Origin of the sequence: Streptomyces sp. SM1, from assembly GCF_002910825.1 — a bacterium.
Lineage (GTDB): Bacteria > Actinomycetota > Actinomycetes > Streptomycetales > Streptomycetaceae > Streptomyces > Streptomyces okerensis.
Genome location: NZ_NEUB01000592.1, coordinates 1 through 1487 on the forward strand (window position 1 = coordinate 1; position 1487 = coordinate 1487).

Sequence of the window (1487 nt, forward strand, 5' to 3'; positions counted from 1 at the left end):
CGCGCTGCACGCCGTGCGCACGCCCGTGCTGCGCCGCGGCCTCGGGCACCGGCATGTGCACACCGTCGCCTGGTTCCGGCACCCGGCGGACGGCGGGCCCTTCTACTTCCACAGCGGGGCGACCCTCGGACAGCAGACCTTCCTCGGCTTCCGGCCCGCCACCGGCACCGCCCTGGCCGCGGTCTGTACCCGCCGCTTCCGCGCCCACGACCCGTTCCTCGCCACGGCGTACGCCCTGCTCGCCGGGGAGTAGCGGGACCGGTACGGCGCCGGCCGCGGGGCGGCCGGCGCCGTACCGGTCAGGCGGTCAGAGCCGCTGCCACAGCGCCGGGGTGCCGGCGGGCGCCCACACACCCTGCGCCTGGTGGGTCTGCAGGCACTGGTACGTCACGCCGTCGCGCGTCACCGTCGTCCCCGCCTCGTAGACCCGGCCGGCCGTCCACGCCTGGGTGCCGTCCTGCTGCGAGCCCGGCGTGGTCTGCGCGGCGGCGGTGGTCAGCGTGAGCCCGAAGTCGCCCAGGATCGGGTTGACCGGCTGGTAGAAGGTGGTGCCGCCGCCGGTGCAGTCACCGGAACCGCCGGAGGTGACGCCCTGCGCCTGCGCGCCCGCCACGTAGGACCCGCCCGAGTCGCCCGGCTCGGCGCACACCGTCGTCCGGGTCAGTCCGTCGACCGTGCCCTCGGCGTAGCTGACGCTCGTGTCGTGCTGCTCGACGGTCCCGCAGTGCCACCCGGTGGTCGAGCCGGAACGGCACACCGACGCCCCGACGAGCGCCTGTGCCGAACCGGTGAACTGCACCTCCTGGCCGTTCTGCGCCTTCACATCGGGTGTGGGCGCCCACCGGTCGTTGGCGGCCACCCACGCCATGTCCTTGCCGGGGAACGTGGAGGCCCCGAAGGCGCCCTGCGCGGTGCGGTCGTAGCCGGTGGTCGTCGCACCCGGTCTGCCGCAGTGCCCGGCGGTGACGAAGCCCGCCTGCTCGCCCCTGGTGACGGAGAAGCCGACGGAGCAGCGCGCGGAGTCGTTGATGTAGAAGGCGTCGCCGCCGGTGATGTCCTGCAGCAGCCGGGGCCGTTCGGCCGTCATGCGGACGCCGACGTCCTCCCCCTCGAGCCCGGCGGCCTCGACGAAGGCGGTGCCGGCGGACCGGCTGGTCGCCTGCACCATGATCCGGTTCTTCGCCACGTCGACGTACCAGACCGGTGTGTCGAGGGTCCTGACGCGGGTGGCCGCCGTGTCCAGCTTCTCCTTCGCGGTCCGCAGCTCGGCCAGGGTCCGCTCGACGACCTTGGCGGTGGCGCCCTGGGCCTCGATGGCCGGCACGTCCAGGGCGTCGGTCGTGGCGACCGTGAGCGTGCCGGAGGTGTCACCGTGCACCCAGGCCCCGGCGAACCGCTCGCCCAGGGCGATGCGCAGCCGGCCCGCGCGGGTGCCCGCCTCCGCCTCGTTGACCAGCCGCTCCGAGGCCTGCTGCGGGTTCAGGCCC

The 1487-nt window shown here is 74.9% G+C and carries 1 protein-coding gene and 1 pseudogene; one reads left to right on the forward strand and one right to left on the reverse strand.

What is annotated here, in order from left to right; translation table 11 throughout:
* Positions 1-253, forward strand: a pseudogene (locus tag B9S61_RS14535) (serine hydrolase); the annotation flags it as partial.
* A gap of 54 nt (positions 254-307) precedes the next feature.
* On the opposite strand, the gene B9S61_RS14540 reads toward B9S61_RS14535, so the two are convergent.
* A partial coding sequence (locus B9S61_RS14540) for an alpha-lytic protease prodomain-containing protein (protein WP_103542634.1) occupies positions 308-1487 on the reverse strand: 1180 nt, incomplete at its 5' end.